Source organism: Sphingomonas sp. GW821-FHT04B01, from assembly GCF_059420425.1.
In genome coordinates, this window is the sequence record NZ_JBWKTR010000001.1 from 1,173,337 (window position 1) to 1,199,318 (window position 25,982).

At 70.5% G+C, this 25,982-nt stretch carries 23 protein-coding genes; 9 read left to right on the forward strand and 14 right to left on the reverse strand.

The window, feature by feature from the left end:
- The first annotated feature begins 170 nt into the window (after positions 1-170).
- The 3 genes from AC07UH_RS05750 (at position 171) to AC07UH_RS05760 (ending at position 1,203) form a co-directional block, all read left to right on the forward strand.
- A complete protein-coding gene (locus AC07UH_RS05750; protein ID WP_137898288.1) occupies positions 171-386 on the forward strand; it encodes a hypothetical protein in 216 nt (71 codons plus the stop codon).
- 63 nt (positions 387-449) lie between these two features.
- Positions 450-866, forward strand: a complete 417-nt coding sequence (locus AC07UH_RS05755; RefSeq protein ID WP_495179049.1) for a cupin domain-containing protein — start codon at positions 450-452, stop codon at positions 864-866.
- Positions 867-1,008: 142 nt separating this feature from the next.
- Complete coding sequence (locus AC07UH_RS05760; protein WP_495179048.1) at positions 1,009-1,203, forward strand: hypothetical protein; 195 nt, start codon at positions 1,009-1,011, stop codon at positions 1,201-1,203.
- Here the strand turns inward: AC07UH_RS05760 and AC07UH_RS05765 are convergent.
- The 10 genes from AC07UH_RS05765 to AC07UH_RS05810 form a co-directional block, all read right to left on the reverse strand.
- Positions 1,160-1,591, reverse strand: coding sequence for a hypothetical protein (locus AC07UH_RS05765; RefSeq protein ID WP_495179047.1), 432 nt, complete (start codon positions 1,589-1,591; stop codon positions 1,160-1,162). The two genes, AC07UH_RS05760 and AC07UH_RS05765, sit on opposite strands and share 44 nt — an antisense overlap.
- Positions 1,592-1,670: 79 nt before the next feature.
- The gene (treY, locus tag AC07UH_RS05770) at positions 1,671-3,971 is read right to left on the reverse strand and encodes a malto-oligosyltrehalose synthase (RefSeq protein ID WP_495179046.1); all 2,301 of its coding nucleotides are present in this window, start codon (positions 3,969-3,971) and stop codon (positions 1,671-1,673) included.
- Entirely contained in the window at positions 3,968-5,875 is a 1,908-nt protein-coding gene (malQ, locus tag AC07UH_RS05775; protein WP_495179045.1) for a 4-alpha-glucanotransferase, read from the reverse strand. The genes treY and malQ overlap by 4 nt, the downstream gene beginning before the upstream one ends.
- Positions 5,876-6,242: 367 nt before the next feature.
- A complete protein-coding gene (gene treZ, locus AC07UH_RS05780; protein WP_495179044.1) occupies positions 6,243-7,937 on the reverse strand; it encodes a malto-oligosyltrehalose trehalohydrolase in 1,695 nt (564 codons plus the stop codon).
- On the reverse strand, positions 7,934-10,045 hold the full coding sequence (glgX, locus tag AC07UH_RS05785) for a glycogen debranching protein GlgX (protein WP_495179043.1): 2,112 nt from the start codon (positions 10,043-10,045) through the stop codon (positions 7,934-7,936). The genes treZ and glgX overlap by 4 nt, the downstream gene beginning before the upstream one ends.
- Positions 10,046-10,159: 114 nt before the next feature.
- Positions 10,160-10,411: a hypothetical protein gene (locus AC07UH_RS05790; protein ID WP_495179042.1), complete on the reverse strand. Its 252-nt coding sequence runs from the start codon at positions 10,409-10,411 to the stop codon at positions 10,160-10,162.
- Positions 10,412-10,563: 152 nt separating this feature from the next.
- Positions 10,564-11,115, reverse strand: a complete 552-nt coding sequence (locus tag AC07UH_RS05795; RefSeq protein ID WP_495179041.1) for a DNA-3-methyladenine glycosylase — start codon at positions 11,113-11,115, stop codon at positions 10,564-10,566.
- 247 nt (positions 11,116-11,362) lie between these two features.
- The gene (locus tag AC07UH_RS05800) at positions 11,363-14,542 is read right to left on the reverse strand and encodes a helicase-related protein (protein WP_495179040.1); all 3,180 of its coding nucleotides are present in this window, start codon (positions 14,540-14,542) and stop codon (positions 11,363-11,365) included.
- 246 nt (positions 14,543-14,788) lie between these two features.
- Complete coding sequence (locus AC07UH_RS05805; protein ID WP_137898280.1) at positions 14,789-15,040, reverse strand: glutaredoxin domain-containing protein; 252 nt, start codon at positions 15,038-15,040, stop codon at positions 14,789-14,791.
- 208 nt (positions 15,041-15,248) lie between these two features.
- Positions 15,249-15,944: an arylesterase gene (locus AC07UH_RS05810; protein ID WP_495189917.1), complete on the reverse strand. Its 696-nt coding sequence runs from the start codon at positions 15,942-15,944 to the stop codon at positions 15,249-15,251.
- 29 nt (positions 15,945-15,973) lie between these two features.
- Between AC07UH_RS05810 and AC07UH_RS05815 the strand changes: the two genes are divergently transcribed.
- Together AC07UH_RS05815 and AC07UH_RS05820 are read left to right on the forward strand one after the other, a co-directional pair.
- Positions 15,974-16,636 (forward strand): ABC transporter ATP-binding protein, encoded by a 663-nt coding sequence (locus AC07UH_RS05815; protein ID WP_495179038.1) that lies wholly within the window; start codon positions 15,974-15,976, stop codon positions 16,634-16,636.
- A complete protein-coding gene (locus AC07UH_RS05820; RefSeq protein ID WP_495179037.1) occupies positions 16,633-19,131 on the forward strand; it encodes an ABC transporter permease in 2,499 nt (832 codons plus the stop codon). The genes AC07UH_RS05815 and AC07UH_RS05820 overlap by 4 nt, the downstream gene beginning before the upstream one ends.
- A 30-nt stretch (positions 19,132-19,161) precedes the next feature.
- Here the strand turns inward: AC07UH_RS05820 and AC07UH_RS05825 are convergent, their stop codons facing one another.
- Both AC07UH_RS05825 and AC07UH_RS05830 read right to left on the reverse strand, forming a co-directional pair.
- Positions 19,162-20,232 carry a spore photoproduct lyase family protein gene (locus AC07UH_RS05825; RefSeq protein WP_495179036.1) on the reverse strand — a complete coding sequence of 357 codons (1,071 nt, stop codon included), beginning with the start codon at positions 20,230-20,232 and terminating at the stop codon, positions 19,162-19,164.
- Positions 20,229-20,552, reverse strand: coding sequence for a hypothetical protein (locus AC07UH_RS05830; protein ID WP_495179781.1), 324 nt, complete (start codon positions 20,550-20,552; stop codon positions 20,229-20,231). The genes AC07UH_RS05825 and AC07UH_RS05830 overlap by 4 nt, the downstream gene beginning before the upstream one ends.
- A 102-nt stretch (positions 20,553-20,654) precedes the next feature.
- Here AC07UH_RS05830 and AC07UH_RS05835 point away from each other — a divergent pair, with 102 nt between their 5' ends.
- The 3 genes from AC07UH_RS05835 to AC07UH_RS05845 all read left to right on the forward strand — a co-directional run bounded on the left by AC07UH_RS05835 (position 20,655) and on the right by AC07UH_RS05845 (position 22,044).
- Complete coding sequence (locus AC07UH_RS05835; protein WP_495179035.1) at positions 20,655-21,251, forward strand: GDSL-type esterase/lipase family protein; 597 nt, start codon at positions 20,655-20,657, stop codon at positions 21,249-21,251.
- Positions 21,252-21,289: 38 nt separating this feature from the next.
- Positions 21,290-21,670: a reverse transcriptase-like protein gene (locus AC07UH_RS05840; RefSeq protein WP_495179034.1), complete on the forward strand. Its 381-nt coding sequence runs from the start codon at positions 21,290-21,292 to the stop codon at positions 21,668-21,670.
- Positions 21,671-21,750: 80 nt separating this feature from the next.
- Positions 21,751-22,044: a CsbD family protein gene (locus tag AC07UH_RS05845; RefSeq protein WP_038662454.1), complete on the forward strand. Its 294-nt coding sequence runs from the start codon at positions 21,751-21,753 to the stop codon at positions 22,042-22,044.
- 102 nt (positions 22,045-22,146) lie between these two features.
- On the opposite strand, the gene AC07UH_RS05850 is transcribed toward AC07UH_RS05845, so the two are convergent.
- On the reverse strand, positions 22,147-22,737 hold the full coding sequence (locus AC07UH_RS05850) for a DUF4142 domain-containing protein (RefSeq protein WP_495179033.1): 591 nt from the start codon (positions 22,735-22,737) through the stop codon (positions 22,147-22,149).
- Between the two features lie 121 nt (positions 22,738-22,858).
- On the opposite strand from AC07UH_RS05850, the gene AC07UH_RS05855 reads away from it, so the two are divergent.
- Positions 22,859-23,269, forward strand: a complete 411-nt coding sequence (locus tag AC07UH_RS05855) for a DUF3597 family protein (protein ID WP_495179032.1) — start codon at positions 22,859-22,861, stop codon at positions 23,267-23,269.
- Between the two features lie 45 nt (positions 23,270-23,314).
- Here AC07UH_RS05855 and AC07UH_RS05860 read toward each other — a convergent pair whose 3' ends face one another.
- A complete protein-coding gene (locus tag AC07UH_RS05860; protein WP_495179031.1) occupies positions 23,315-25,867 on the reverse strand; it encodes a sensor domain-containing protein in 2,553 nt (850 codons plus the stop codon).
- Between the last annotated feature and the right edge of the window lie 115 nt (positions 25,868-25,982).

A 25,982-nucleotide genomic window follows, 5' to 3' on the forward strand; every position in this document is an offset into this window, starting at 1 on the left:
CACTTCGCTGCACGACATCGTCCGTGTCGGACCGAGGTGCGATTTGCTCTATGCTAGTAAAGTCGGCTCCCGGGCCGAAGCTGCTTCGATACCGATATCGGTTTGAAATCCTGTTGTCGGTTCCGCGCCACACTCTAGCCTGATCAACAGAGAGGAGAGAGGCGCGGACCATGAATCCTGAAGCCGAATACTTGCGCCGCCGGGAGTTGCACGAATTGCACATGGCGCGGCGGGCGCAGTGCAAGCGGGCACGGCGGGTGCATCATCATCTGGCCGCCATCTATGCGACGCGGCGCGCCGACCTCGGTCCGGCGTCCGCAGAGGTGCTTCGGGTGCCTGCACCATGGCGTGCGTGGCGCGCCTTTTGGCGGCTGGTGTGGGATTGAGCGGAACGTGCCGGGCGCTCGTTCGTCCAATGCTGCGAACGCATGGATGGGAGCGAATCGGCAATGGCGATCTTCAACAAGGACATGGTCGAACTCGCTGGCCGCAACGACCTCTGGCAGAAAGAGGTCTATCGCGACGCCAAGGTGCAGATCGTATTGATGGCGATCCCTGCCGGCGAGGAGATCGGCATGGAGACGCATCCCGCCGACCAGACGACCTTCATCGTCGAGGGCGAGGCGCAGGTGGTGATCGACGGCCATTCGACCAAAGCGACGCCCAACCACCTCGTCGTGGTACCGAAGGGCGCACAGCACAATATCGTCAACAAGGGGTCGGGCGCGCTCAAGCTGTTCTCGGTCTACGCGCCCCCAGCGGAGCCGGAGGGTGCCGCCTTCAAGACCAAGGCCGAGGCGGAAGAGGCCGAGAAGGGCCTGCTCGCCAAGGCGGTCGACGCGGTAAAGGATGCCGTCGGGCATTAAGCCCGGACGGCATTTCCGGAGACGTCGCTCCATCGGGGGACTCGCGGTCCGCCGAGGGAGACGATTGTCATTTGATTTTTAGCGGGCTTGGTTGCATCCACCACCGCGCGGCACGAGTGTCGATCGGAGCGGAGGTTCGCGCATGGATATCGACAACGCCGTCCGTCTCGACGAGGCGCGGCACCTGATTTCGCAGGCCCTGGAACTGGCCGTGGCGGCCGACGAGACGCTGGCCGCCGCCGAGCTGGAGCAGGCGCTCGACACGGTGACGCGCCGTGCCGACGCGCTGCGCTTCAATTCAGAGTCGCCCCCGCGGCACCCGTCCGCGACTCAATGATCGCCTGACACGCTTCGGCGGCCATGACGAAGCCCGCCTCGGTCAGCGTGACCCTCCCGTCGCGCTCCATGACGAGATCGCGATCGACGAGGACGTCGAGCCAACGGCGGGCGACCGGGCCGGAAACGCCCGTGGCGGTGATCAGCGGCGGCACCATCATCGCCTGATCGTCGGCGGCAAACAGCGCGTACAGCAGGTCGATCGGCGGGTTGTTGACGAATTCGGCCGGCATCACCGATCGTAGCGCGCTGCGGGCGGCAATCAGATCGCGCGCCACCCCGCGCAATTGTTCCAGCATCACCGGCGAGCGCGCGGCGATCGCTCTGGCCCAGAAGTCTACAAGGCGCGCTTGCGGCATGGCTCCCAGTCCTCTCTTGTCTATCTTCATGCCTCCGTGCCGGAGGCGACGCGGTGAAACAACCTATAACAACTGATTTGGATCAAATACTTAGTTAATGTCATCATAATCAGGCAATTCGATACCAGATCGCGTCTTGCGCGAAGATTTCCGCCGCGCTGCGGGTGTCACCGTCGGCGAATCGGATCGTCGCGTCGGGCACCGCGGTGCCGCGGACGAGCGCGGCGACATGCAGGCTGCGGCCGCCGGTGCTGCGGGTGAAGGCGAGGATGCGGTCGCTGCCCTCGACCGTGGCGGGCCGATAGTCGCCGTCGGCGAACAGCGCCGGATCGGCGCGGCGGCGGGCGAGCAGGTCGGCGATCAGCCGCAGCTTGGCCGGGACCGCATCGCCGCCGAGCAACGCGGCGCGCGCGGCATAATCGACCGGGCGGCGGTTGTCGGGATCGACGAGGCTGAGGTCGGCGAGCTCGGTGCCCTGATAGAGGTCGGGCACGCCCGGCGCCGTATAGCGCAGCAGCGTCTGGACGAGCGTGTTGGCGCGGGCCGCGGGCGCAATCTCCGCGACGAAGGCGGTGACCTCGGCGACGAAGCGCGGATCGGCAAGATAGGCGTCGATCAGCGCCGCCGCGGCGGCCTCATAGTCCTCGTCGGGCGCTTCCCACGACGAGCGGAGCTTGGCCTCGCGCAACGCCTTTTGCTGCCACGCCTTGAGCCGGTCGGCGAAGTCGCCGGCCGCGCCGTCCTCCGGCCAGGCGCCGACGATCGTCTGCAGCAGCATGTAACGGTCGCCGCCGTCGACGTCGTGATCCCAGCCCCATGACAGCGCCTCCCACGCCTCGACCCGCGCGCGCCATGCGTCGGGGATCGTGCTCAGGACCGCGAGCCGGGCGCGGATATCCTCGCCGCGCTTGTGGTCGTGCGTCGCGGTGGTCAGCATCGCATGCGGCACGTCGCGCGCCCGATCGGCCATGATCCGGTGGAAGGCGTCGACGGGGATGCCGAGGATCGTCGCGTCGAAGCCGACGTCGTTGCGCGACAGCAGCCGGCCGGAGCGGTAGAAGGCGGTATCCTCGACCGATTTGGCGGCGATCGGGGCGGATAGCTGCTGGAAGCGACGCACCGCGTCGGCGGCATCGCCCGAAGAACCCTGCGGCCCCTCGCCGGCGAGCCAGGCGAGGATGCGGTCGACGACATGCGTTTCGCCGGGCGGGATCAGCCACGACACGCGCTCGCGGACGAGGCCGCGGATCGCCGCGTCCTGCGGCGCGGCGGCGTTGCCGGTGCCATAGGTGCGATAGACCGGAAACACCCAGAGCAGCCGCTCGATCGCGCGGCGCAGCATCGCCGGGGTGACCGCCTCGTCGTCGTTCAATGCGACGAAGGCGGCGACGCAGGCGTCGAGCTGGCCGGAGAATTGCCACGCGAGCAAATCCTGCCGTGCCTCGAACTCCTCCGCCTCGAACCCCTGATAGCGGCCGCTCACCTCCTGCCACAATTCCTCGAGCGGCAGCGCGCCGAGCGGGTCGTGGATCAGCGTCGCGACCTGTTCCATGAAGTCGTAGCCGCTGGTGCCGTCGACGCCCCAGCCGAGAGGCTGGCCCTCGCTCGCGCCCAGGATCTTCTCGATGACGATCCAGGCGTCGGGGCCGAGCCGCTCGCGCAACGTGCGGCAATAGCCGATCGGGTCGGTCAGGCCGTCGACGTGATCGACGCGGATGCCGTCGATCAGCCCCTCGTCGTAGAGGCGGAAATACAGCGCGTGCGTCGCCTCGAACACCTCGGGATCCTCGATGCGGACGCCGGCGAGGTCGTTGACGGTGAAGAAGCGGCGCCAGTTGAGCGAGTCGTTGGCGACGCGCCAGCTCGCCAGCCGGTAATGCTGGCGGTCTAGCAGGGTGGCGAGGTCGCTTTCCTGCACGTCGGGGCGCAGCGGGAAGCGATGCTCGCCGTAAGCGACGATCGCGTCGCCTTCGACCGCGAGGTCGCCGTTGGCGAGCGTCGCCGCGAGCGTGTCGCCGAGCACCGGCAGCAGCAGCCGCCGCGACCAGTCGATATCGAAGAACCGGGCGTAGGCGCTCGCCTGTCCGTTGGCGAGCACGTCGTTCCACCAGGCGTTGCCGCCGCCGGCGACGCCCATATGGTTGGGGACGATATCGATAACGACGCCCATGTCCCGCGCCTTGAGCGCCGCGACGAGGCTGCGGAAGCCGTCCTCGCCGCCGAGCTCGGGGGTGATGCGGGTCGGATCGACGACGTCATAGCCGTGCGTCGAGCCCTTGGCGGCGACGGTGATCGGCGAGGCGTAGAGATGGCTGATCCCGAGTTCGTCGAGATACGGCACCAGCGCCTCGGCATCGGCGAAGGTGAAGCCGGCGTGGAACTGCATGCGATAGGTGGCGCGGGGCGTCATGCGGAACTCTTTGCTGTAAGGAGGGCGGCGCGTCGCGCGACCTCGGGCCGGGCGAGCAGCGCCTCGGTCGTGTCGGGCATGCGGCGGCGCCAGTTGGGATGTTCGTCGGTGGTGCCGGGCAAATTGGGCTGTTCGGCGATGCCGACGAGGTCTTCGAGCGGGACGATGGTGAGCGGGCAGGGTGCCTGACGCGTGAAGGCGATCGCGGCGTCGATCGCCGGTGCGGCGTCGTTGGGGGCCGGGCCGGCGGCGACACCCGCCGTGGTACAGGCGGTCCACAGCGCCTTCTTCTCGCCGATGCGGCGCAGCCGGTCGGACGGCTCGTTGCTCGCGCTGCGCTTCAATTTGTGGTTCCAGGTGATGTCGCGGCCCGTCCACCAGCCCGCGAGCGTCGCGGTGTCGTGCGTGCCGGTCATCGCCACCGCCTGCGCGTCCCACTCGCTGGAGGGCGTGAAGCCCGTGTCGTCGCGCTCGAAGGGGAGGACGCGCATGCCGAGCATGCCGCGCTCCGCCATCGTGTCGCGGAAGCCCGGCGGCACGGTGCCGAGATCCTCGCCGATGACGATCGCCCCGGCGCGATGCGATTCGAGCGCGAGGATGCGCAGCAGGTCGGCGAAGGGCATCGCCAGATAGGCGCCGTCGCTCGCCTTGCCGCCGTCGGGGATGACCCACAGCCGCTTGAGCCCGAGCGCATGGTCGATGCGCAGGCCCCCGGCATGGCGGAGCGCGGCGCGGACGGTGCGGATGAAGCCGTCGAAGCCGGTGCGGCGCAGCGCGAAGGGGGAGAGCGCGGTGATCCCCCAATTCTGCCCCTGCGGCCCGAGCGGATCGGGCGGCGCGCCGATCGACAGGCCGGTCAGCAGATCGTCGCGCCGGTTCCAGCCGTGGCTGCCGCCCGCGTCCATGCCGACCGCGAGGTCGGCGATCAGGCCGATCCGCATGCCGGCATCGCGCGCCGCCGCCTGCGCCTGCGCGAGGCTGGCGTCGGTGAGCCATTGCAGAAAGGCGTAAAAGGCGACGTCCGGCGCATGATCGGCGACGAAGCGGGCGACCGCGGGGCCGGCGGGGTCGTGATAATCGGCGGGCCAGTCCTGCCAGCCGCGCGCCTGCGCGGCGGCGAAGAAATGCGCGTGCAGCGCGTCGAACCGGGCATGGTCGTCCCAGTCCGGGCGGGTCGCGCGGGCGGCATCGAAGCGGGCGCGCAATGCGGCCGGTGCGCGATCGAAGGCGGTGCGGAGCTGCGCAAGGCGTTCGGGCCAGCCGGTCTGCCAGTCGATCAGCTCGCCACCGGCCGGGCCGGCGTCCGTCACGCCGGCAAGGGCGGGATCGGCGAGGAGCGCGTGGTGGAACAGCCGGCTCGACGGCGCATAGGGGCTGAACCGCGTCGCATCGGCGGGGAAGAGCGCGTGCGTCGGGCTGATCGCGAGCGTATCCGCACCGGCGTCGGCGAAGGCGCGCGCCGCCTCGGCGAGCGTGCCGAGGTCGCCGTACGGTGCCGGTCGCGACCCGCGCAATGCGGGGATCTGGACCGCCGGCCCCCAGCTATGACCGGGCGGCGGCGCGATGCAGCGCGGCGGCGCGATGGTGAGCGTGACGACACCGCCCGCGGTGTCGAGGCGGTGATAGCCGGGCTCGGCGATACCGGGGATGGTGCCGTCCGCGGCGATGGTGACCGCGCGGGTGGTGCCGTCCTCGAGCATCAGGCGCGCCGGGCCGGGCTTGGCGCCAGTCGCGACCGGGCGACCCGTGTCACCGGTGACGAACGGCACGCCGTCGACGCGCGTGTCGAGCGTATCGAGGATCGCGCGCAGCACCGCATCGTCGACGCGGTGCCGGCGGCCGTCGGCATCCTCCCATTCCGCCTGCAGCCCGGCGGCTTGGGCTTCGGTGGCGAGATCGGTCATCGCATCCCCCCTTTGTACCCCGGCGAAGGCCGGGGCCCGGTTGGGAAAGTCGTGCTTATGACGCGATGCGCTTTGTCCGTGGCGTCTCCCAACTGGGCCCCGGCCTTCGCCGGGGTACTGAGATGGGTTCGCGCAGAGGCGCGGAGAACGCGGAGTGGGTCATGCGGCTTGGCCGATGTCGTGGCCCGGTGATCCGTCCTGATGAAGAGGGATTCACGCGAAGACGCGAAGACGCGAAGAAGAAGGGCGGGAGCCCGCCCGTGCGGGACACCTTCGCGTCTTCGCGTCTTCGCGTGAACATCATCTTCGTAAAAAGGGCTTCCGCCGGCCCCGATCCCTCTGCGTTCTCCGCGCCTCTGCGCGCCCATCATTTCGCGATCCACGCGCGGAAGCGTTCGCCCTCGGCGTGAACCAGCTCGCCCTCGCCCTCCGGCAGCAGCGCCGGCTGATAGGCGAGATCGAGCGCGATCGTCAGCACGCTGCCGTCGCCGAGCCGCCAGCGTGCGGTGACCGCCGCCTCGCCCGTCGCCTGCGCCCCCAGCGCCTTCGCCCCCGCCAGATGCGGCACGATCGCGGTCCGGCGCAGCGCGATCAGGTCGCGGATCAGCGTCCGCCAGCCGTGCGCATCGGGTCCCGGCTCGGGGCGCGAGCGTTCGAACGTCTCGGGCGCATTGGGATCGGGGATGCGCTCGCACGCCGCCGGATCGGCGAAGGCGTCGAACTTGGCGAATTCCTTGCGCCGCCCCTCGCGCACCGCGTCGGCGAGGTCGTCGTGGAAATCGGTGAAGAACAGGAACGGCGTCTCGCTGCCTTCGGTGTCGCCCATGAATAACAATGGCACCTGCGGACCGAGCAGCAGCAGCGCGGTCGCCGCGCGTAGCCGTGCGGTATCGGCCAGCACGGTCAGCCGCTCGCCGAGCGCCCGATTGCCGACTTGATCGTGGTTCTGGAGAAAGGCGACGAAGCGCGTCGGCGCGAGATGCGCGCTCGGCGTACCGCGCGGCGTGCCGTCGTGATTGGCCGAGGGTTCGCCCTGATAGATGAACCCCTCGGCAAGGCAGCGCGCCAGCCGCTCGGTCGGGGTGTCGGCGAAGTCGCTGTAATAGGCGCTGGTCTCGCCGGTGAGCAGCACGTGGAGGACGTTGTGGAAATCGTCGTTCCACTGTGCGTCATAGCCGCCGTCGTGAAGGCGCTCGGCGTCGTTGCGCTCGTTTTCGAGGACGAGGTGGATGTGGCGATCGGGGAAGGCCGCGCGGATCTCCGCCGCCATCGCGTCGAGGAAGTCGGTGTTGTCGATCGCATGGACCGCGTCGAAGCGCAGCCCGTCGATGCGATAGTCGCCGAGCCACATCAGCGCATTGTCGACGAAGAAGCGATGCACCGCGTCGCGCTCGACCGCGACCGCGCCGCCCCAGGGCGTATGGACATCGGCATCGAAGAAATCGGGGGCATAGGCCGACAGGTAATTCCCGTCGGGGCCGAAGTGATTGTAGACGACGTCGAGGAAGACCGAGAGGCCGAAGGCATGCGCCTCGTCGACCAGCGCCTTGAGGTCGGCGGGGGCGCCACAGGCTTCGGCGGGGGCGTAGGGCAGGACGCCGTCATAGCCCCAGTTGCGCGTACCGCCGAAGGCGTTGACCGGCATCAGCTCGATCGCGGTGATGCCGAGCGCGGCAAGCGTCGGGATCTGGTCCATGACGCCGCGGAAGCCGCCGAGCACGCCGGCGTGCAGCTCGATCAGCACCGTGTCCTCCCACGGCCGGCCGCGCCAGTCAGGGACCGTCCAGGCGTAGGCGGGATCGATGACGAGGCTCCAGCCGTGGACGCCGCCCGATTGTGCGCGGCTCGCCGGATCGGGCACCGCGAGATCGTCGAGGCGAAAGCGGTAGCGGGTGCCGGCCGGGGCGTCGGCGGTGGCGACGAACCAGCCGTCGTCCTCCGCCGTCATCGCGAGCGATGCGCCGCCGTCGATCTCCAGCGTCACCGCGTCGCGCGCCGGCGCCCAGAGCGCGAAGCGCGTCCGCCCGTCGTCGAGCAGTTCGGCGCCCCAGCGGCGGCTCACGCCGCATCCTCCTCGAAGGTCAGCGTCCAGGTGACCAGCACCGCGCCCTGCGGCGCCACCTCGTAGCTGTCCTCGATCGCCAGCTCGCCCTGCTCGGGCTTGGCGCTGTCGATCAGCACGATGCGGCCGGCATGCGGCGGCGGCAGATGGAAGGTCACCGGATCGGCCGAGCCGTTAAGGAGCAGCGACACCGCCTCGACCTCGCCCGCCTCGTTGCGGCTGGCGCGGCGCATCATCAGCGCGCGACCCTCGGGGTTCTGCCAATCCTCGGGGCTCAGCCGCTCGCCGCGCTCGTCCCACCATTCGACGTCGTTGATGCCGTGGCCGGGCGAATCCTGCCCGTAGAGGAAGGTCGCGGCGCGCAGCACCGGATAGCGACGGCGCAGGTCGGCCAGCCGCGCGACATAGTCGATCTGCGTCTGCCCGGCCTCGCTCGCCGCGGCCTGCCAGTCGAGCCAACTGATCTCGTTGTCCTGGCAATAGGCGTTGTTGTTGCCCTGCTGCGTCCGCCCGAATTCGTCGCCGGCGACGAGCATCGGCGTGCCGAGCGAGGCGAGCAGCGTCGTCAGCATCGACCGCTGGACGCGGCCGCGCGCGTCGTTGATCGCGGGATCGTCGGTCGGGCCTTCGTGGCCCCAGTTGCGCGAATGGTTGTTGTCGTGGCCGTCGCGATTGTCCTCGCCATTTGCCTCGTTGTGGCGCTCCTCGTACATCACCGTGTCGGCGAGGGTGAAGCCGTCGTGCGCGGACAGCAGGTTGATGCTCGCCCACGGCCGGCGCGAGCGGCGGTCGAACAGGTCGCCCGAGCCCGCGAGCCGCGCGGCGAGATCGGCACGCTGGCCGGCGTCGCCGCGCCAGAACTGGCGGACGGTGTCGCGATATTTGTCGTTCCACTCGGCGAAGCCGGGCGGGAAATTGCCGAGCTGGTAGCCGCCGGGGCCGACGTCCCACGGCTCCGCCATCAGCTTGAGGCGACCGAGCACCGGGTCCTGCCGCACCACGTCGAAGAAGGCGGCGCCGGGGTCGAAGCCGTCGTCCTCGCGGCCGAGCGTCAGGCCGAGATCGAAGCGGAAACCGTCGATGCCGAAGCTCGTCGCCCAGTAGCGCAGCGAATCGGTCACCATCTGGATGACGCGCGCCTTGCTGAGGTTGAGCGTGTTGCCGGTGCCGGTGTCGTTGATCGAATAGCGCGGCTGATCCTTGACCAGCCGGTAATAGCTCGCATTGTCGAGCCCGCGCCACGACAGCGTCGGGCCTTTCTCCGAGCCTTCGCAGGTGTGGTTGTAGACGACGTCGAGGATCACCTCGATCCCCGCCTTGTGCAGGCGGTGGACGGCGCGGCGCAGCTCGTCCTGGCTGTCGGTCGACATATAGGCCTGTTCGGGCGCGAAGAAGCCGAGCGTGTTATAGCCCCAATAGTTCTTCAGGCCCTTTTCCTGCAGGAAGCGGTCCTGCGTGAAGCTGTGGATCGGCAGCAGCTCGAGCGCGGTGACGCCGATCCGCTTGAGATGCGCGATCACCGCGGGATGGCCGAGCGCGGCATAGGTCCCGCGTTCGCGCGGCGGGACCAGCTCCATCAGCTTGGTCAGGCCCTTCACGTGCGCCTCGTAGATCACGGTTTCGGACCAGGGCGTGTTGGGCTTGGTGTCGCGCGACCAATCCCAATGGTCGTCGACCACCACTGCCTTGGGCATCGCCGGCGCGCTGTCGCGCTTGTCGAAGCTCAGGTCCTCGCGCGCATGGCCGACCTTGTAGCCGTGCAGCGCATCGGTCCATTTGATCTGGCCGTGCAGCCGCCGCGCATAGGGATCGAGCAGCAATTTGTTGGGATTGAAGCGATGGCCGTTCTCGGGCTCGTAGCGGCCGTGCGCGCGATAGCCGTAGATCAGGCCGGGCGCGGCATCGGGCAGATAGCCGTGGAACACCTCGTCGGTACATTCGGGCAGCGTGATCCGCTGCAGCTCGCGCTTGCCGGAGGGATCGAAGACGCAGAGTTCGATACGGTCGGCATTGGCGCTGAAGACCGCGAAATTGACGCCGAGGCCATCGAACGTAGCGCCCAGCGGATAGGGCGAGCCCGGATCGAGCCGGTCGGGCAAGGCATGCACGTGTTGGAAACCCCCATGATGATCGTCGCTGCGCCAAACGCAGGTGCGGCATGGAAGCTCCCGCGCGAAAACGCGGGCGGCGCGCCGGCGGTCGGGCCGGCGCGCCTGCACGGGTCAGCGCTTGGCGAGCGGGTCGATGCCGGCGCCGCGCCACTGGCTGAGCGATTTGCACTCGCGGCGGCGGATGTGCGAGCCGGTGACGTCGTCGACCAGGCAGACGCGCGGATTATAGTCCGGGCGCGCCATCGTCGCGGCGGCAGCCGCTGCCGCGGTCGCGACGGGGGTGGCCGATGCGGTGGGTGTCGAGGCGGGCTGCGGCGCGGCGGTGGTCGACAGGAGCGCGGCGGCGATGGTGGTGATGAGCATGATGTTCCTCCCAGGGACACAGCCCGATGTGGCTGTACCCGTAGCAGTGCATTATGCATGCCAAACACCTCATAGGAGGGCGGCGGGCGTTTTCGGGGCTCTTTGGGCCGCGTGGCGCGCCAACATCTGGCTTCCGGCGCCGAAGCTCGGGATCAGCGCGCCGGCTTGCTGAGAAAGCGCGAGCCGATCGCGCAGAAGCGCCATCGCGTCTCGACGGCGCGGGTGATGCCGATGCGGGTGCCGGCATGGGTAGGGACGGCGGCGCCGGCGGCGGCCAGCGCGAACGGCGGCAGGTCGAGCGCCGCGCCGTCGAGCGCCTTGTCGACGCCGAGCGCCTGACAGAGCCGCCCCGGTCCGGCGCAGAGCAGGCGCGGATCGGCGAGGCCGCGGCGGGCGATCATCGTCGCGATGCCGTCGGTCGGTTCGAGCGCGCGGAGCAGCACCGCGCTGCCCGGGTGGCAGACGACATTGAGGCACCAGTGGATGCCGTAGCTGCGGTAGACATAGGCGTGGCCGGCGGGGCCGAACATCGCCGCATTGCGCGCCGTCGGCCCGTTCGCGCTGTGCGAGGCGGGGTCGTCGGCATCATAGGCCTCGGTCTCGACGATCGTGCCGCCGACGCCATCGACCAGCAAGGTCGCGCCGATGAGATCGCGGGCGACGGTCGCCACGTCGCGGTCGAAGAAGGCGGGGGGAAGGGGCATTGCGGTGGGGTTAGGCGTGCAGGGCGTGGTGGGGCAAGCCTATCTCACTACGTGCGAGGGAGGCCCTATTGGATGAAGCCCGAGCCACCTGAGATCGCTGCGAAAGGTCCCCAGTGCTCCTGCGAAAGCAGGAGCCCAGGAGTCCCGAATGCCAAGCGACGTTGTTTTGCTTGGCCCTGGGCTCCTGCGTTCGCAGGAGCACGGTGCTGATCCACCGGCGTGCTGCCTCTCGCTGAAGGCCCGCGGGTCAGCCCCATTCCTCCAGCAGCGTCTCGATCCGCTCGAGCCGGGCGTGGGCGTCTTCGATCCGCTCGGAAAGGATCAGGCGGCCGTTCTTCTCCGTGAAGCCCGTTGGCGGGGCGATCGGCTTGCGCGGGGTCAGCGCGATCGCGCCGGGTCCGGCGTCGATCCGCTGGATGTCCGCCGCGCGCGCGGCGACGCGGATACGGGCGACGGCGAACAAAAGCCGCACCGTCTCGGGGAGGTCGCCGAAACGATCCTCCAATTCGTCGGTCAGCGCGTCGAGACCGTCGGCTTCCTCGATCCGCGCGAGCCGGGCGTAGGTGGTGACGCGCAGCTCCGCCTCCGGCATCCAGTCGTCGGGCAGACAGCCGTCGATGCCGAGGTGCAGTTCGGGACTCCAGCGCTCCACCGTCTCGCCGCGGGCGGTGCGCAGCGCGCTTTCGAGCAGATGCTGGTACAAATCGATGCCGATCAGCTTCATATGCCCCGCCTGCGTCTCGCCGAGCAGATCGCCGGCGCCGCGCATGTCGAGATCCCGCGCGCTGATCGCGAAGCCGGCGCCGAGCCGGTCGAACGCCTCCAGCGTCTTGAGCCGTTTGAGCGTGCGCGGCGCGATCGTCGCCTCGGGATCGGTGAGCAGCAGTACCTGACCGCGGCGGATGCCGCGACCGACGCGGCCGCGCAACTGGTGGAGCTGCGACAGGCCGAAGCGGTCGGCGCGCCAGATCACCATCGTATTGGCGCGCGGGACGTCCAGTCCCGCCTCGATGATGTTGGTGGCGAGCAGCACGTCGCCGTCACCGCCGGCGAAACGCACCATCGCCTCGTCGATCTCGGCGGCGGGCATCTTGCCGTGCGCCTGGACGATCTCGAGCTCGGGCACCGACTTGGCGAGCTTCCCGGCGAGCGGTGCCATGTCCTCAATCCGTGGCACGACGACGAAGCTCTGGCCGCCGCGGGTGCGCTCGCGCAGCAATGCGGTGCGTACCACGGTCGCGTCGAACGCGCCGACGACGGTGCGGATCGGCTGGCGCCGCGCCGGCGGGGTGGCGATGACCGAGAGTTGCTGGAGCCCGATCAGCGCGGTCTGGAGCGTGCGCGGGATCGGCGTGGCGCTGAGCGTCAGCACGTGGCCGGCGCCAAGATCGCGCAGCCGCGTCTTGTCGGCGGCGCCGAATCTTTGTTCCTCGTCGATGATGACGAGCGCGAGGTCCTTGTAGGCGATGCCCTTGGCGGCGACCGCGCCGGTGCCGACGACGACGTGCACCGATCCGTCGGCGAGCCCCGCCTTGATCCGCTTGCGGTCGGCGGCGGCGGTGAGGCGGGACAGGCCGGCGACGACGATGCCGGTGCCCTCGAACCGCGCAACGAAGCTTTCGAGATGCTGGCGCGCGAGCACGGTGGTCGGCGCGGCGATCGCGACCTGATGGCCGGCGAGCGCCGCGATCGCGGCGGCGCGCAGCGCGACCTCGGTCTTGCCATAGCCGACGTCGCCGATGACCAGCCGGTCCATCGGCTTGCCCGAGGCGAGGTCGTCGCGGACCGCGGCGATGGCGCGCGCCTGATCGGGCGTTTCGGAGAAAGCGAAGCCCGCTGCGAAGCGTTCGTAGGCGGCGATGTCGGGGACGAGCCTGGGCGCGGCGCGGCGGTCGCGCTCGGTGGCGAGCGCGGTGAGGCCGCGCGCGCTCTCGGCGATGGCGGCGTCGATCGCGCCGCGCCGCTTGAGCCAGCTCGCGCCGTCCAGCTTGTCGAGCGTCACCGCCTCGGCATCGGCGCCGTAGCGCCAGATGCGGTCGGCCTCGGCGACGGGGACGAGACGAACGCCGTCGTCGGCATAGGTCAGCGCGATCGCGTCGCCGGCCTCGTCGGGCAAGGATTGCAGGCCGCTGACCACGGCGAGGCCGTGATCCTCGTGCACGACGACATCGCCGAGGCGGATCTCGCCATAATCGAACAGGCCGGTGTCGGCGACGGGCGTGGAGGGATCGTCGCGTTCGGCACGGCTGCCGAGCAGGTCGGCGGCGGCGATGGCGAGCACGCCGTCACGATGGAAGCCGCGATCGGCGGCGAGCGGCAGCAGGTGGATGCTGCCCGGCGCGGCGGCGACGATCGCCGGCCATGACGCAGTCTCTTCGACCGGGAGCTTGAGCGTCTTGGCGATGCGGCGTTGCAGGAAGCGCAGATCGCGCGGGCCGCCGAGGATCGCGAGTCGGTCGCCGGCGTCGATCGCGGCGCGCGCCGCCTTGGCGAAGGCACGCATCGGCGCCTTGCTCTCGACGAAGCGCGGCGGCGGGTCGCCGGCCCGCTCCAGCGGCGGCATCGCGCGGTCGGCGACCGCCTTGCGCCAGCGGGCGTCGCCGAGCGTGTCGGCGATCGCGCGGGTGGGGCGGCGATTGGCGGCGTCGGCGGCGAGCGCGAGAAAGCGTGCGCGGCGTGCGTCGGCGGCAGGCTCGATGCCGATGCGCGCGTCGGGCACATGATCGCAGAGCGGCACGCCCTCGTCGGCGAGCGGCGGTTCAGCGACGCGGCCGAGTTCGCGCGTGTCGATATCGCCGGTGGTGCGCTGGTCGCCGGGGTCGAAGCAGCGCAGGCTGACGACGCGGCCGTCGCCGGCCTCGACGCGCAGCGGCAGGCCGGCATCGGCGGGGAAGACGTCGAGTACCTGGCCGCGCAACGCGATCTCGCCGGGCTCGTCGACGGTCTCGTCCGGGGTGTAGCCGATCTCGGTCAGGCTGGCGAACAGCGCCTCGAGATCGATCGGCGCGCCGGCATCGACGCGCGGCGGCGCGGCGGCGAAGGATTGCGGCGCCGGATAGGCGCGGGCAAGCGCCTCGCCGGTGGTGATGCAGGCGATGCGCGGTCGCTCGGCCGCGTCGAGCAGCAGCCGGATGCGGCGCAGCGCCGAGACGCGCTGGCCGACGTTGCCGGGCGAGGCGGGAGCGGCGTCGCCGGGCAAGGCATCGCTGCCCGGGCAGAACAGCACTTCGGCGTCGGGCATCACGAGTGCGAGCGCATGACTGAGCGCGACGCCACGTGGTTCGTCGGCGACGGCATAGAGGAGGTCGTCGGTGGCAAGGCGTTCGGCGAGCGCGGCGGCGGTTTCGGCGATGCCGAGCGGATCGGCGACGGGCGGTTCGGGAGCCAGCAGGGGCGCGTCGGCGGGAGGGCTGGCTTTGGCCGGCATAGACCTATGGTGTCTTTCGCTTTGGGGAGTGCTGCCGAACGGCCGGTCGGCGACGACGTTCCTCACCGGGCAATGCGAAAGTTGTGGATGGTGTTTCGGGCCGCGGCGATCGATACGTTTGGCTATTGCAGACGTAGGTTGCATCGATCCTCAGTGTTCCTGCGGAGGCAGGAACCCAGGGCCAAACAGAACGACGGTAGTGTCCAGAACCCTGGGCTCCTGCTTGCGCAGGAGCACGGATGCGGCTCAGTCGACCTGCGCCAGATAGCGTTCGAGATCGTCGCTGCCGCCGATCTGTTCGCCGTCGATGAACACCAGCGGCGTGGTGGCGACGCCATGCTCGGCCTTGAACGCCTCGACCTCCTCGCGCGAACGGAGGATCTGGTCGTCGACCTCGAAGCCTTCGGATTGCAGGATCTGCTTGGCGCGGACGCCGAACGGGCAGATGTGGTCGGGCAGGACCATGCGGTACAAGGTTGCGGTGCGGCTGTCGGCCATGTCGGGTCCTTTTGGGTCGTAAATGAAATACGGCAAGGTAACCTGAAATCCGTTGATGCTGAGCTTGTCGAAGCACCGTGGGACTCACCTGCCCCCTTCGACGCCGCCTACGGCGTCGCTCAGGACAGGCTTCGACAGGCTCAGGGCGAACGGCTCAGGCTGTACCGGTCTCCTCACGCTATAGCGCGGCAGCGTCGCGTGCGTTCCGTCAGCCGGCGGGTTTGAGTCCGGCGGCGACCAGCGGGGTGAGGCGGTCGGCGATGCGCGCGACGCCGGTCGCATTGGGGTGGACGCGGTCGGCCTGCATCAGCTGCGGATCGCCGATCACGCCGTCGAGGACGAAGGGGTAGAGGCCGGCCTGGTCGCGCTTCGCCAGATCGGGCCAGATGCGGTCGAAGGCGGTGACGTACGCCGCGCCGAGATTGGGCGGTGCCTTCATACCGGTGAGCACCACCGGCAGGCTGCGCTTGTGCAATTCGTCGAGCATCGCGGCCATGTTGGCGCGAGTCTCGGCGGCGGGGAGCTGGCGCAGCACGTCGTTGCCCCCGAGGCCGAGCAGCACCAGATCGGGCTTGCGCCGCAGGTTGTCGAGCACGAAGCCGAGCCGCTGCCGGCCCGCCGCGGTGGTGTCGCCCGAGACGCCGGCGTTGACGATCGTCGCGTTGATCCCGTCGCGACGCAGCCGAGCCTGCACCGCGTCGGGCAGGCTCTGGCCACGGTCGAGGCCGTAACCGGCATAGAGGCTGTCGCCGAAGGCCAGCACCAGCCGTTCGGGGCCGGCAGGGCGCGGCGCCGTCGCACTTGCCGTCACAACGGGCGTCGCGGTCGGCGCGGGCGCCGGCCGGTCGCAGCCGGCGAGCATCAGGGCTTGGCCGAGCGCGGCCGCTGCCGCATAGCGTATCATCAGCCCTTTCAAGGCCTTGTCCTCCCGATATGACCGAACCCGCTATGGTGATCGACGCGCGCGATGTCACGCTGACGCTCGGCGAAACCGCGATCCTGCGCGGCATCGACCTCTCCGTCGGGCGCGGCGAGAGCGTCGCGCTGCTCGGTACCTCGGGGTCGGGCAAATCGTCGCTGATGGCGGTGCTAGCCGGGCTGGAGCGGGCGAGCGGCGGACGCGTGACGGTCGACGGGCTCGACTTCGGCCGCCTCGACGAGGACGCGCTGGCGCGTGCCCGTCGCGGGCGGATCGGGATCGTGCTGCAGGCCTTCCACCTGCTGCCGACGATGACTGCGCAGGAGAATGTCGCGGTGCCGATGGAATTGGCCGGGGCGGCGGACGCATGGGAGCGGGCCGCGGCGGAGCTGGCGGCGGTCGGCCTCGGTCACCGGCTCGATCACTATCCCTCGCAATTGTCGGGCGGCGAGCAGCAGCGCGTCGCGATCGCACGGGCGCTCGGGCCGCGGCCGCCGCTGGTCTTCGCCGACGAGCCGACCGGCAATCTCGACACCGCGACCGGCGGCGCGATCATGGACCTGCTGTTCGCGCGCCGCGCGGCGATCGGCGCGACGCTGGTCGTCATCACCCACGACCGCAGCCTCGCCGAACGCTGCGACCGGGTGGTGACGCTCGCCGACGGGCGGATCGTTTGAGCGGCTGGGCTTCGGCGTGGCGGCTGGCGCGGCGCGAGCTCGACTGGCGTTTCCGCGGGCTGCGGCTGCTCGTCGTCTGCCTGTTGCTCGGCGTCGCGGCGCTGGCGGCGATCGGCGGGCTCGCCGATGCAGTGGGACGCGAACTGGCGGCGCGGGGCGCGGTGATCCTCGGCGGCGACGTCGAATTCGCGGTGTCACAGCGATCGGCAGGCGATGCCGAGCGTGCGGCGATGACGCGCGCCGGCGCCGTCTCTCAGACGGTGCGGATGCAGGCCAATGCGGTCGCCGGCGGCAGCGCGGCGCCAATCCAGTTGAAGGCGGTCGATGCCGCCTATCCGCTCTACGGCCGGGTGACGCTGACGGGCGGGCGGCGGGTCGGGGCGCCGCCGCCGGGGCAGGCGTGGATCGCGCCGGCGCTCTCCGAGCGGCTGCGGTTGCGGCCCGGTGCGCGCTTCATGGTGGGGGCGGCGCGGCTGACCGTCGGCGGGATCATCGCCGACGAGCCCGACCGGCTCGGCGAGGGGTTCACGCTCGGGCCGGTGGCGATCATCGCGCTGGCGACGCTGCCGGCGACGCAATTGGTCCAGCCGGGCAGCCTCTACGAGACGCGCTATCGCCTGCGCTTGCCCGCCGGCAGCGATCCCGCGCGAATCGCCAAAGCGTTCGAGGCGCGTTTCGCCACCGCCGGCTGGGAGAGCAAGACGCGCGAGCGCGCCTCGCCGGGGGCGTCGCGCTTCGTCGACCGGATGGGCGAGTTCCTGACGCTGGTCGGGCTCGCCGCGCTGGCGATCGCCGGGATCGGCGTCGGCAACGGCGTCGCCTCGTTCCTCGCCGGACGGCGCGGCGGCATCGCGACGCTCAAGGTGCTCGGCGCGACCACGGTCGACGTCGCCCGCCTCTATGCGATCGAGATCGGTGCGGCGGCGCTGGTGGGGATCGCCGGGGGGCTGGCGATCGGCGTCGCCGCGGTGCCGCTGCTCGGCAAGGCGCTCGCCGGCGCGCTGCCGGTCGTGCCGGACCTGACGCTGGAGCCGTGGCCGTTGCTGCGCGCGGCGGCCTATGGCGTGCTGATCGCGATCGCCTTCGCCGCGCCGCCGCTCGCCGCGGCGGGGGCGACGCCGGCGGCGGGGCTGCTGCGCGGCGCGCTCGCGCCGATGCGCGCGGCGTCGTGGCGGGGGCGGGGGATCGCTTTGCTCGCCGGCGGTGCGGCGGTCGCGCTGGCGATCGCCACCTCGGCGCAACCGGCGATGGCGGCGGGCTTCCTCGCCGCGGTGGCGGGGGCGCTGCTGCTGCTCGCCGGACTCGGGCGGCTGGTGCGGGCCGCGGCGGGGCGGCTGCCGCGATCGCGACGGCCGCTGCTGCGGCTCGCCATCGCCGCGCTGCACCGGCCGGGGGCGCGGACGGAGGCGTTGGTGGTGGCGCTGGGGCTCGGGCTGACGCTGTTCGTGCTGCTCGCCGCGATCCGCACCAGCATCGACGCCAATATCGCCACCACCGTGCCGGCGCGCGCGCCGGCGCTGTTCGCGCTCGACGTGCCGCGGCCGCGCGAGGCCGAGTTCCGCCGCATCGTCACCGCCGCGGTGCCGGTGGCGGTGGTCAAGACGGTGCCGATCCTGCGCGGCACGATCACCGGCTATCGCGACATCCGCGTCGCCGATCTCAAGACCTTGCCCGAGGGCGCCTGGGCGCTGCGCGGCGAGCGCGGCCTGACCTATGCCGCGACGCTGCCCGAGGGGAGCACGCTCGCCGCCGGCCGCTGGTGGCCGAAGGACTATGCCGGGCCGCCGCTGGTTTCGGTCGACGAGCGGCTCGCCAAGGCGCTCGACCTCAAGCTCGGCGATCCGCTGACGGTCAGCCTGCTCGGCGTCGAGCGCACCGCGCGGGTCGCGTCGTTCCGGCAGATCCAATGGGATACTCTTGGGTTCAACTTCGTGCTGGTCTTCTCGCCCGACACGCTGGCGGACGCGCCGCACAATCTGGCGGCGACGATCGACCTGCCGCGGGGGCGCGAGGGGCGGGTGACGCGCGCGCTGCTCGCGCCCTTCCCGTCGGTGTCGGTGATCGAGGTGCGCGGCGTGCTGGCGCAGGTGCGCGATCTCGTCGGGCAGGTCGCGGCGGCGATCGCGGCGGCGGCTGGCGTGGCGGTGGCGGCGGGGATCGCGGTGCTGATCGGCGCGATCGCCGCGGCGCGCGAGGCGCGCACCTATGACGCGGTGATCCTGCGCACGCTGGGAGCGACGCGCGGCCAGTTGCTGGCGGCGCAGGCGCTCGAATATCTGCTGCTCGGCGCGGTGGTGACGCTGGTGGCGCTGGCGCTCGGGTTGGGCGGGGCGTGGTATGTCGTGGTGCGGATGTTCGACTTCGCCTGGGCGCCCGATCCGGTCGCGGTGGGCGTGACGCTGCTGGTGGGGCTGGGGGTGACGCTCGGCATCGGACTGGCGGGCGCGTGGCCGATTTTAAGCGTGCGGCCGGCACGGGCGCTGCGGGAGGTGTGATTCATCTTCCTTCCCCTGGCGGGGGAGGACTTAGGTCCAGTAGAGGATGCGGGCTTGCGGCAGGTGCCGGGCTACCTCCGCCGCGAAGAAGCGCTTCAGCGTTCCCATCGTTGCAGCGTCGTAGACGTATTTGAGCGAGCCAAATTTGGTTCGTTTCTCAACGCGATTCTCCGCGCCCATGTCGAGCTTCGAGGACGGATACCAGCTGTCGAGCACCGCCTTCGACCCCGGCGTGTAGCGATGCGTGATCAGCTCGATCGTGCAGTCCGTCGTGACGTCGGCGAGTGCGGCGCCGGCCTGGGCGATCAACTCGCCATAGGCCGCCTCCCAGCCCTCGGCGGCGATGATCGGTGCGATCGTCAGGCCGATCGGATAGCCGGCGTGGCCCATCCGCGCGAGCGCGGCGAGCCGCGCCGCCACCGGGCTCGTCCCGCCCTCGAACCGCGCGAAGCGCGCCGGGTTGATCGAGGCGCGCATCCGCGTCCGGCCCTGATGATCGAGGCCGAGCAACGGCTCGACCGCGTCGAACTTGGTGGTGAAGCGCAATTGCACCGGCGCCTGCCACGCCCCGAACGCCGCGATCAGCGCCGACAGCGATCCGGTGAGATGTTCGAGCGCGAGCGGATCGGTGTAGCAGCTCGCTTCATAGGTCGTCCCTTCGTCGGCGCGCGCTGCGGAGCGCGAGGTGACCGTGCCCTCGCCGAGATAGTGCGGCAGCGCGGCGACGATCGCGGGCAGATTGGCATAGGCGCGGGTGATCGGCGGCCCCTTCAGCGAACCCGCGAGATAGCAATAGCTGCAATGCGCCGGGCAGCCCTCGGCGAGGTCGACGCGCCAGTCGGCGGAGGGCGCGATCGGTTGCAGACGCAGCTTGCCCGGCGGCGCGACGACCACCGCCAGCGTCTTCTTGGCGGCGGCATAAGCGGCGGCGGCATCGTCGGGCAGGCCGAGCGCCAGCCGGTCGGAGGCGAGCCGCTCGACCGGAATACCCAGCGCCTCCGCACGCGCCGCGATGGCCTGGCCGTGCTCCCATGCCAGCGCCGAGCGGGTGATGAGGACGCGCCGCGGCAGCCACGGTCGCGTCGGCCGGGTTTCGCTCACGGCAGGGCCTCGAACCAGGCGGCATAGGGCGTGTTCGCCGCCATGTGGCGGTTGAGATCGGGCGCGCCATCGTCCCACCACACCGGGCCGCGCTCGCCGAGCGCCTGTTTGGCGGCGTCGACACGGCGGCGGGCGTCGCGCTCGCCGGCGGCATCCCCGGCGCGCAACGCGGTGCCGACGTCGCGGCGGGCCTGCATCAGATCGTGGACCAGTGCCGCGCGACGATCCTCGCCGAGCGCGGGATTGGTGCGGCGCCACAGGCGTCCGCGCACCACGATATAGCGGCCATCGGGGGTCGTGGGAGGGTCGGCATCGCGCATCGAGGTCCAACGCACCAGCCCGCCGGGCGTCGCAAGTCCTTGGTGCATGGTGAAAAGATCGTCGGCTCGCCCTACATTGCGCGCGACTTCCGAGGACAATCGATGACGCGTTCGCCGGCCACTGCCGATCCCCTGCTGCTGGCTTATGGCGACAGCCTGATCGCCGGTTACGGCCTTGCCGCCGCCGACGCCTTTCCCGCCCGGCTCGAACGGGCGCTGCGCAGCGACTGGCCCGATGCGGCGGTGATCGCGGCGGGGCGGTCGGGCGACACGTCGCAGGATGCGCTCACGCGGCTGCCGCGGACGCTCGCCGGCCTGTCGCGCCGGCCCGATCTTGCCGTCGTGCAGATCGGCGCCAACGACGTGCTGCGGGGCATCGCGCCTGCGCGGCTGCGCGCCAATCTCGATGCGATGCTGATCGAGTTCGCCCGTTGTGGCATCGCCGTGTTGATGACGACGATCGAGCCGCCCGCGCTGTTCGCCGAGCGGACGCGGGGCTATGCCGGCATCCATGCCGCGGCGGCGCGGCAGCATGGTGCGGCGACCTGCGCCTTCTTTCCCGCCGGGGTGCTCGGCCATCCCGCGATGACGCTGGCGGATCGTATCCACCCCAATGCCCGCGCGATCGATCTCGTCGTCGACGCGGTCGCGCCCGCGGTCACGGCGGCGCTGCGATCGGCGGCACGGGCGGCGGCCTGACGCTTGTCTTTGCAAAGGCGTCGGGCGAGGAGAGGCCGATGGACCGCATGACGCTGTACTTCGATGGGGGATCGCGGCCCAATCCCGACCGGATGGAGATTGCGGTGGTGAGCGGCGGGCGCACCTATATCCGTGACGATCTCGGTCCCGGCGACAATTGCACCGCGGAATGGCTGGCGTTGCTCTATGCGGTCGAGATCGCGGTGGCGGCGGGGGCCGCGGATGCGGTGTTCGTCGGCGATGCGCGCACGATCGTCGAACAGGCGCTGGGCCGTTGGCGCTGTCGCAGCCCGCAATTGCAGCCGCACCTCGCCGCCTATCGCGCGGCGACCGCGGGCTTCGCGCGCGTCCACGTCCGCCATGTCGGCCGATCGAAGAACCTCGCCGGCATCGCGCTCGCCCGCCGGCACCCGCGCTGAACCAGGTTCATTTCGCACATGCGGAAACACTCGGGTGTCTGCGCGTTGGTCGGCGTCATCATTCAACAGGAGCGAAGCACATGAACCAGGATCAGATCGAAGGGACCGCGGGCGATCTCACCGGCAAGCTGAAGGAAGGCCTGGGCAAGGCGACCGGCGACACCGAGACGCAGAACGCCGGCGTGGTCGATCAGATCAGCGGCAAGGTGCAGAAGACCTTCGGCGATACGAAGGAAACCGTCGCCAAGAATGCCGCGCCGCTCGCCGACAAGGCGCGCAAGTTCGCCAACGAGCGTCCGTTCGCGGCAGCTGCGCTTGCCGGTGTGGTCGGTCTCGCGATCCTGAACACGCTGCGCGGCAAGACCTCGGCGTAATCGCCGGTCGGCATCGCGCACGAAAAAGGGGCGTCGGCAGCAGCCGGCGCCCCTTCTCGTTCGGTGCGGGAGCGCGGCCGGATCGCCCGGCCGCGCGTCGCATCAGGACTTGAGGCCCTTGGCCATATTGAGATGCGCGGTCACGGTCGGGACGAGGCCGGTCGCGAAGGTCTTGAGCGCCGGCACGTCGCCGGTCGCGGCGTAACCGCGGAGCAGGTCGAGCGTCTGCTGATGGCCAGACTGCTGGGCGGTGATGTAGGCCGCGTCGAAATCGGCGCCCTTCTTGGTCTTCAGCGAATCGACGATCGTCTGCTGCTCGGCGCTGAGCTTCGGATCGGGGGTCAGCGCCGGGGTCAGGCCGGCGGTGGTCGCCTTGAGCTTGTCGGTCGAGGCAGTGTGCGCGGTGATCATCTGGTTGGCGTATTTCTTGACCGCCGCCGAGCTGCTGTTGTCGAGCGCGAGCTTGGACGTCGCGATCTCGAACGCGTCGCTTGCCGCCGCCGAGTTGACGAAGGCCTGTCCGCCGGTCGCGGGGGCGACGGCGTTGGCGGTGCCGGCGGTGTTCGCGTCGAACGCCGTCGTGTCGTTGGTCGCGAGCGCGGTGTCGTTCGCGGCGGTCGTGTCGGTCTTCTGGCCGCAGGCGGCGAGCGCCAGCGCCGATGCCGACAGGATCACCATGGATTTCTTGAGCATCTGTATCTCCCTCGTTGCGCGGCCTGAACGTCCGGGTGTTGCGAGGCGTTCCGCTTTCCGCGGGGAGCGTTCCGGGCGGCCCGACGTTGCATGTCTCATCCCCACCCACAGGAGACACGCGTTGAGCATTTTCGGCAACATCATGGGCAAGATCTTCCACCACAAGCAGGATGCCGCGCCGGCCCCCGCCGCGCCGCAGACCACGCAGGCGGCACCGACGCCGACGCCTGCACCGACCGAGGCGCCCGCCGCTGCACCGGAAGCGCCCGCCCAGCCGGTCGACGTCGGCGCGGTGCTGTCGGAAATGGCGACGATGAAGAACGGCGGCGGCAATTATCAGTCGTCGATCGTCGACCTGCTCAAGCTGCTCGACCTCGATTCCAGCCTCGCCGCGCGCAAGGAGCTGGGACAGGAGCTGGGCGTGCACGCGGGTGAGGACGGCAGCGCCGAGCAGAACATCGCGCTGCATCGCGCGGTGATGGCGAAGCTCGCCGAGAATGGCGGCATCGTTCCCGACAGCCTGCGCGGCTGACCGGACAGGCGCGAGCGGGCGGTTCGCGCCCGCTCGCGTTTTCGCTTACGCCAGCGCCGCGCGCGGGATCGGGTGGCGGCGGTGCAGCATCGCCGCCACCTCGTCGCGCGGGACGCTGTGGCCGAACCAGAAGCCCTGACCGACGTCGCAGCCCTGACCGAGCAGGTAGCGCGCCTGATCCTCGGTCTCGATCCCCTCGGCAACCACGGTCATGCCAAGGCGATGGCCCAGCGCCACCACCGCATCGACGATCGCCGCATCGCCCGCGTCCCGGTCGATATGGCTGATGAAGCTGCGGTCGATCTTGATAGTATGGACCGGAAACGCCTTGAGGTGGGTCAGCGAGGCATAGCCGGTGCCGAAATCGTCCAGCGCGATATGCACGCCGGCACGGCTGAACGTCTCCAGCATCGTCGCGACGCATTCGGCGCCGCGACCGACGAACACCGTCTCGGTCACTTCCAGCTCGAGCCGGTCGAACGGCACGCCGGCCCGCTCCAGGCGGCCGAGGATGCGGTCGGTGAGGTCGTCGCGGCGGAATTCCGCCGGCGACAGGTTGAAGGCGATCCGCCCGAAATCGAGCCCGGCATCGAGCCAGCGGCGCATGTCGCCGACGATCGCACCGAGCATCCGCTCGCTCAGCCCCAGCGCCAGCTCGAAATCCTCGAACGCCGCGCAGATCGTCGCGGGCGCCTGCGGGCCGAAGGTCGGATGCTGCCAGCGCAGCAGCGCCTCGAACCCGCACACCCGCCCGGTGTCCAGTGCCACCTTGGGCTGGTAATATGGCAGGATCCGGTCGTCGCGGATCACGTCGCGCGCGATGCTGAGCATCGACGAGCGGCGTTGCAGGTCGGCGCGCATCGGCGGTTCGAACATCAGCAACCCGCCGCGATATTGCGCCTTGGCGGCATAGAGCGCGATGTCCGCCGCCTTGAGCAGTTCGGCAGCGGTCTCGCCATGCGTGGGGAACAGCGAGCCGCCGGCGGTCGCCTGGCAATCGAGGATGCGGCCCTCGTGCGACAGCGGCTCGCGCACGGCGTGCAGCGCGGTGCGGACGCGGTCGATCACCGCCAGCGCGTCGCCGTGGCTCGCGATCACCGCGGCGAATTCGTCGCCACCGAGCCGTGCCAGCGTGCAACCCGCGCCGAGCGCGCGATGCAGCCGTTCGCCGAGCGTGCGCAGCACGACATCGCCGGCGTCATGGCCGATCGTGTCGTTGGTCTCCTTGAGGTCGTCGACGTCGAGCAGCACCAGCGTGACCTCGCCGCCCGCTGCGCGCGCCTGTGCGATCGCCGCCTCGAGCCGCTCGCCGAATTTGGCGCGATTGGGCAGGCCGGTGAGCGCGTCGTGGTGCGCGGCGAAGCGGATACGCTCTTCGGCGGTGCGTTCCTCGGTGACGTCGCGGGTGGTGACGAGGACGCGGCTGAGCTTGCCCGACGGCGCCTCGATCCGCCAGCCGCCAGTCCTGATCCAGCGTTCCTCGCCGGTGTCGGCGCGGTGGATGCGCAGGATGGTGTCGAAGCGATGACTGCCGTCGCCGGCGTCGACCGCGGCGATCAGCGCCTGCAGGCGGTGGCGATCCTCGGGAACGACCAGATCGAGCGCGACCGGCACCGACGCGGCGGCGTCGAGCGGCAGGCCGAGCATCGCCTTGAGCTCGTCCGACCATTGGCGCTGGCCCGAGGTCGCATCATAGTCCCAGATGCCGAGCCCGGCGGCATGCGCGGCGAGGCGGAAGCGCCGCTCGCTGTCGCGCAGCGCGCGTTCGGTCAGCTTGCGATCGTGGATGTCCTCCAGCGTCCCGTACCAGCGGATCGTCGCGCCGGATACGTCGCGCCGGGCGGTCGCGCGCGAGCGGAACCAGCGATAGTCGCCGTCGGGGGACCGCAGCCGGTATTCGAGGTCGATCGCCTTTCCGGTCGCCACCGAGGCCCGCCATGCCGACATCGTCGGCGCGCGATCCTCGGGATGGAGCGCGCTCAGCCAGCGCGTTCCCATCGCGTCGCCCGCCGCGCCGCCGGTCACCGCCTTCCAGCGCGAGCTGACCGTCTCGACGAGGCCGTCGGGGCCGGCCGTCCAGGTGATCTGCGGGTTGAGTTCGACGGTGTGGCGGTAATGTTCCTCGCTCTCGCGCAGCCGCTCCTCGGCGGCGCGGCGGGCGGAGATGTCCTGCGCGATCGTGATCGTCGACATCGCGGTGCCGGCGGCGTCGCAGACGAACGAAACGTTGATGTCGCACCACAAGGCGCTGCCATCCGGCCGGACGAAACGGGCCTCGACCTCGAACGGCGTCGAGCGCGCGCGATGGTCGTCGTAGGTGGCGAGGACGCGAGGCAGATCCTCGGGGTGGAGGAACGCGTCGATCGACAGGCCGGTCAGTTCGGCCGCGCGGCGCCCGACGAGTTCGCAGAACCGGTCGTTGACCGCGAGCACGCGGTGGCGGCGGTCGCGGTGCAGCAGGCCGATGCGCGCGCGGCTCAGGACCGTGCTGAGCGGCAGTCCGGTGTCGAGCCCGGCGACGGCGCGGGCGACCGCGGCGCGGATGGCGGCCGGATCGATCGGCGGTTCTTCGCGACATGCCGAGTCGACTTCGACCAAGTCTTTGCGATCAAATCCGCTTTCCTCCCAACGATCCACTTTTCTATCCTTCGCGCGATCGGTCGCCCGTCCGGCTTGGGTGGCGGTCGCTTAACGAAGGGTAACGGAACCGTTT

Excerpts from the sequence above, each read along its gene's own strand:
- AC07UH_RS05760 (WP_495179048.1), top strand. The coding sequence starts at position 1,009 with ATGGATATCGACAACGCCGTCCGTCTCGACGAGGCGCGGCACCTGATT.
- malQ (WP_495179045.1), bottom strand. The coding sequence starts at position 5,875 with ATGACCGATCTCGCCACCGAAGCCCAAGCCGCCGGGCTGCAGGCGGAA.
- AC07UH_RS05800 (WP_495179040.1), bottom strand. The coding sequence starts at position 14,542 with ATGCCGGCCAAAGCCAGCCCTCCCGCCGACGCGCCCCTGCTGGCTCCC.
- AC07UH_RS05835 (WP_495179035.1), top strand. The coding sequence starts at position 20,655 with ATGACGCGTTCGCCGGCCACTGCCGATCCCCTGCTGCTGGCTTATGGC.
- AC07UH_RS05815 (WP_495179038.1), top strand. The coding sequence starts at position 15,974 with ATGACCGAACCCGCTATGGTGATCGACGCGCGCGATGTCACGCTGACG.
- AC07UH_RS05790 (WP_495179042.1), bottom strand. The coding sequence starts at position 10,411 with ATGCTCATCACCACCATCGCCGCCGCGCTCCTGTCGACCACCGCCGCG.
- AC07UH_RS05830 (WP_495179781.1), bottom strand. The coding sequence starts at position 20,552 with ATGCGCGATGCCGACCCTCCCACGACCCCCGATGGCCGCTATATCGTG.
- AC07UH_RS05810 (WP_495189917.1), bottom strand. The coding sequence starts at position 15,944 with ATGATACGCTATGCGGCAGCGGCCGCGCTCGGCCAAGCCCTGATGCTC.
- treY (WP_495179046.1), bottom strand. The coding sequence starts at position 3,971 with ATGACGCCCCGCGCCACCTATCGCATGCAGTTCCACGCCGGCTTCACC.
- AC07UH_RS05750 (WP_137898288.1), top strand. The coding sequence starts at position 171 with ATGAATCCTGAAGCCGAATACTTGCGCCGCCGGGAGTTGCACGAATTG.
- AC07UH_RS05765 (WP_495179047.1), bottom strand. The coding sequence starts at position 1,591 with ATGAAGATAGACAAGAGAGGACTGGGAGCCATGCCGCAAGCGCGCCTT.
- AC07UH_RS05840 (WP_495179034.1), top strand. The coding sequence starts at position 21,290 with ATGGACCGCATGACGCTGTACTTCGATGGGGGATCGCGGCCCAATCCC.
- AC07UH_RS05755 (WP_495179049.1), top strand. The coding sequence starts at position 450 with ATGGCGATCTTCAACAAGGACATGGTCGAACTCGCTGGCCGCAACGAC.
- AC07UH_RS05850 (WP_495179033.1), bottom strand. The coding sequence starts at position 22,737 with ATGCTCAAGAAATCCATGGTGATCCTGTCGGCATCGGCGCTGGCGCTC.
- AC07UH_RS05845 (WP_038662454.1), top strand. The coding sequence starts at position 21,751 with ATGAACCAGGATCAGATCGAAGGGACCGCGGGCGATCTCACCGGCAAG.
- AC07UH_RS05795 (WP_495179041.1), bottom strand. The coding sequence starts at position 11,115 with ATGCCCCTTCCCCCCGCCTTCTTCGACCGCGACGTGGCGACCGTCGCC.
- AC07UH_RS05805 (WP_137898280.1), bottom strand. The coding sequence starts at position 15,040 with ATGGCCGACAGCCGCACCGCAACCTTGTACCGCATGGTCCTGCCCGAC.